The sequence below is a fragment of the Polynucleobacter sp. 35-46-11 genome (assembly GCF_002281105.1).
Window position 1 is genome coordinate 1 of sequence record NZ_NCFJ01000183.1, and the last position, 4,457, is coordinate 4,457.

Below are 4,457 nucleotides of genomic sequence, written 5' to 3' on the forward strand. Positions count from 1 at the left end.
GGGGACTGGGGGAAGGGATGCACAATAATTGCATGTAACCTATTGATTTAATCCCTTCCACCAGAGACTAAATAAACTTGGGAGCTCTAAAAATCCCACGAAGTGGGGTTTTTAGAGCTTTCCCTAGGTTGTGGTATCACTCATTATCTTGTGATTCGTTTTGTTGACCGCGCTGAGCAATTAATAGGTCGGTATTAGAGTCGGTCAACAGATGTTTGGTGGTGCTACCTAGTAGCATTTCTTTGAACCAGCCCTTACCATGCTTACCAAGTACAATTAAGTCAATATCATGCTCTTCTTCTGCTTCCAGTAAACGGCTGCTAGGATCACCTTTCATGACCAATGGAGACCACTGGGAGTCACTCAAACCACAGGCTTTTGCAATTTTATTGAGCTTGTTGTGATGCTGTTGCATCACATCATTGCGATAGTTAACAATGTCAAATTCACTGACACCCGCTAATCTTAGCTTTCCTTCTTCAGGAATATCAAATACATGAGCTAAAACATAGCGTGCATTAGGGGCAATCTGTTGTGCTAACTCAATAGAAGAACGAGACCAGTCAGAAAAATCAATGGCAATCATGACGCGTTGATAACGGACTTGAGTTGATTGTTTAACAACCAACATCGGACAGTGAAGCATCCGAATGAGACGTTCTGCAGTAGATCCAATCGTCCAGTTTCGAATAAAGTCTTCCCCTTTAGCAGCTAACAAAACTAAATCCGCAGCCGATTGCTCAACAACATCTGCTAACGTCGGCAATAACGAACCAGAATGGACGCTCAGGCTAGGAGTCTGGTGATATTCTGCTTCCACAGCCAACATTAACGCATTAAGCTCTAATTCAGCATGTTTTTGAGCACGTTCATTTGTCTGTTGATCGCTTAATTTTAGCAGTGCTTTTAAATGTTCCGTTAGAGATGCCTCAACTACATGAGTAATATGGAGGGCAGCCTTTAATTGTTGTGCTAAAGCCGCTGATCGCATGACGGCATGACGTGCTGGTGCCGAAAAGTCCGTTGCCACGAGCAGTTTATTCATTGTTTTCATGATTTGATCTCCTGATGGATAAATTCTTGCGCCATTATTTCTGCAGTATGGTCTGCTGCAAAAATGTAGGGATTAATCGTATGTGAAATACCCATTTGTTTTAAATGTAACAAATTGGTTTCCGTTCGCACCACGGCAGTAATACGTGCTTGATGGCTATAAAGACTTAAATGATGTAAGAGTGCATAGTTGGCATCATCACTAGGCAGCGTGGTTAAAATATGCGCAATATGCGTAAAAGGTACTGAACTTAATAACTCACTATCTTCGGTGTTGCCGTACAACACATTAAAACCTTCTTCACGATACTTTTGCACCACCTCAGGGTTGAAATCAATACCCATTACGGCAATACCCTGACGATGCAAATGACGCATCACTTGTCCACCAAAACGACCTAAGCCAACAATCAATACACGTGGTTCCTGATCGTTAACAGGTTGATTGCTGGTTTCTGTTTCTCTAAAAGCGACTCGACGCTCAAACCATGAAAGATAAGGCGAAAACCATTGATAGAGCGTTTGCGAGTAAATAATCATGTAAGTGGACACAGCAATGGTAACAATACCAACTAGAGTAGTTAACCCTAACGCATCTTGACCCACATGGCCTAAGGTAATGCCCATGGCAACAAAAATTATGGAGAACTCGCTAATTTGCGCTACCGTTAACCCCGCCATAAAGCCAGTACGTTTACGATAGCCCATATAACCCATAATCGCCATGACAATCAATGGATTACCTATGAGTACGAACAGTGACAGAATGACTGCTGAAACCAGTTCTTCACTCAGTGAACTAAAGTCGAGTTTACTGCCCAACTCAACAAAGAAGAATAGCAATAGAAAGTCACGAATACCACCGAGCCTTGCGCTGATGGCGTCTCGATAGACAGTGGATGCGAGTGAAAAACCGGCAATAAAGGCACCAGCTTCCATTGAAAAACCAATTAATTGCCCTGCACTGGATAATGCGACGCCCCAGGCAATAGCAAACACCAGCAACAACTCTTGTGATTGTGCGACATAGCGCATTAACCAAGGAAGCACATAGCGCATGAGCAAGAAGACGACAACAGCAACCGCGAGTAATTTGGCAGCAATAATGGCGACTTCTAATACAATAGATGTGTCATCTAAACCAGTATCTTTAAGCGTGCTAACAAACATCATAGCGATGACCACAGCCACGTCTTGTACAATTAAGAAACCGATGGCAATGCGACCATGCAAAGAATCTAGTTCACGTTTATCGGATAACAATTTAATGACAATAATGGTGCTAGAGAAGGTAAGGGCGATAGCGACATAGAGTGCTGTCATCCAATCCTTGTCTAAGAGTAGGGTAATAAAAAAGCCAATAACAATGGTGAATAACAGTTGACCTAAGCCAGTGGCCAGTGCCACAGGGCCAATATGTTTTACGTGTTGAATATCCAGTTTAAGTCCAACTAGGAATAGCAGAACTGTCACACCAATTTTAGCTAGCAATTCAATTTGATCGTGTGCTGTCACTAAAGCGAAGCCAACTGGACCGACAATAATACCCACTAAAATATAGGCAATAATAACGGGCTGCTTCAAGCGCGTCGCGATGGCGCCCGCGATAGCGGCAATAATCAGTAATAGGGCAAATTGTTGAAAAACCGATTCATGCATAGTTAAGTTGCCTCTAGGGAAGGTCTGAAGAATGCGCTTCGCTTTTTCTTCAGACTTCCTATTTCAATTTATTGGTTGGTGGAAGGGATTTAATCAATCGGTTGCATGTCATGATGGTGGAACCCTTCCCCCAATCCCCCATCCCTTAGTATTTTTCACAGCATCCCTAGCTGTTTTATTTATCGATTCATAGACACGTGATAATGCGGGTCTTCGGAAACATTCACTTCCACCAGCTCTTTCGCTTTGGTAAGTAGTGCTTGGCATTCAGGGCTTAAGTGCTTTAAGACTAATTTCTTGCCTTTGGCTTGATAACGTTCCGTTAGCTTATCAATGGCTTCAACGCCCGTATAATCGTAAACGCGCGAGTATTTAAAATCAATTTTAACGCACTCAGGGTCATCATCAATGGCAAACTGTTCGCTAAAACTGTGTGCCGAAGCAAAAAACAAGGGGCCGTGCACGTGGTAAATGACCTTGCCATCGGGTTGTACTTTTCGCTCTAGCATCACTTTTTGTGCATGTTGCCAAGCAAAAACCAAGGCTGCAATAATCACCCCAGCAATGACGCCAATGGCCAAATCAAACACGACAGTGAGTGTCGTAACAATGACAACGATGAGCGCATCTGCTTTACTCATGCCACGCAGAATGGCCATGCTCGACCATTCAAAGGTCGCAATGACGACAAAGAACATTAAACCAACGAGCGCAGCAATGGGGATTTGCTCGATTAAATCAGACAATACCAAAATGAATAGCAAAACCACCAAGGCTGCGGTAATGCCCGACAAGCGTCCAGTACCCCCCGATTTGGTGTTGATCATCGACTGACCAATGAGCGCACAGCCCCCCATGGTACCAAATAGTCCTGCAACCACGTTCGCCGAACCCAGAGCCAGACATTCCCGATTGCCTTGACCGCGCGTTTGGGTAATGTCATCAATTAAGGTCATGGTGAGCAAGGATTCAACCGTGCCAATAATCGCTAAAATCAACGCATAAGGGGCAACGATAATAAAGCTTTCCCATGTGAAAGGAATCATCGGCAGATGAAAACCATTCAGTGCAGGGTTGTTAGGATCACCCAATACCAATACAGAAAGGCTGCTTTCCATATCGGCAATATCGCCCACAGTACGTAAATCCCAACCTAAAGCAACCACAGCCAGTGTGACCAGCACAATCGCCGCCAATGCCGATGGAATGGCTTTGGTTAAGCGAGGTAATAGATAAATAATGGCCATAGTTGCAGCCACAGCCGCCAACAATTGCCATAAAGTAGCACCTTGCAACCAATTACCCGCATCATCTTTAAATGATGGTATTTGCGCCATAAAAATGATTAACGCCAAGCCGTTAACAAAACCGAGCATGACGGGAGCAGGCACCATGCGAATAAAACGCCCCCATTTTTGCCAACCAATAATCAGCTGAATGATACCCATACCAATCACGGCAGCAAAGAGATATTCAACACCGTGTTGCACCACTAATGCCGTCATGACGACCGCTAAAGAGCCAGCCGCAGCTGATACCATACCAGGGCGACCACCAAAAGCAGCGGTAATAAAAGCGACAATCACCACGGCAAACAAGCCAGCCATCGGATGCACACCAGCCACAATGGCAAAAGCCAGTGCTTCAGGCACTAACGCCATAGCGACGGTAATACCCGCTAAAATATTGGTTTTATGAGACAACCAGTTAGCATTCATTAGGCTAAATTCCTTATTATTTATTTA

The 4,457-nt window shown here is 44.1% G+C and carries 3 protein-coding genes; all 3 read right to left on the reverse strand.

Annotation, left to right across the window (positions count from 1 at the left end; genetic code table 11):
- Positions 1-136: 136 nt before the first annotated feature.
- Positions 137-1,054, reverse strand: a complete 918-nt coding sequence (locus tag B7Y67_RS11315; RefSeq protein WP_293598730.1) for a universal stress protein — start codon at positions 1,052-1,054, stop codon at positions 137-139.
- Complete coding sequence (locus tag B7Y67_RS11320) at positions 1,051-2,712, reverse strand: cation:proton antiporter (protein ID WP_293598731.1); 1,662 nt, start codon at positions 2,710-2,712, stop codon at positions 1,051-1,053. The genes B7Y67_RS11315 and B7Y67_RS11320 overlap by 4 nt, the downstream gene beginning before the upstream one ends.
- Positions 2,713-2,891: 179 nt before the next feature.
- A complete protein-coding gene (locus tag B7Y67_RS11325) occupies positions 2,892-4,430 on the reverse strand; it encodes a SulP family inorganic anion transporter (RefSeq protein WP_293598732.1) in 1,539 nt (512 codons plus the stop codon).
- Positions 4,431-4,457 lie beyond the last annotated feature (27 nt).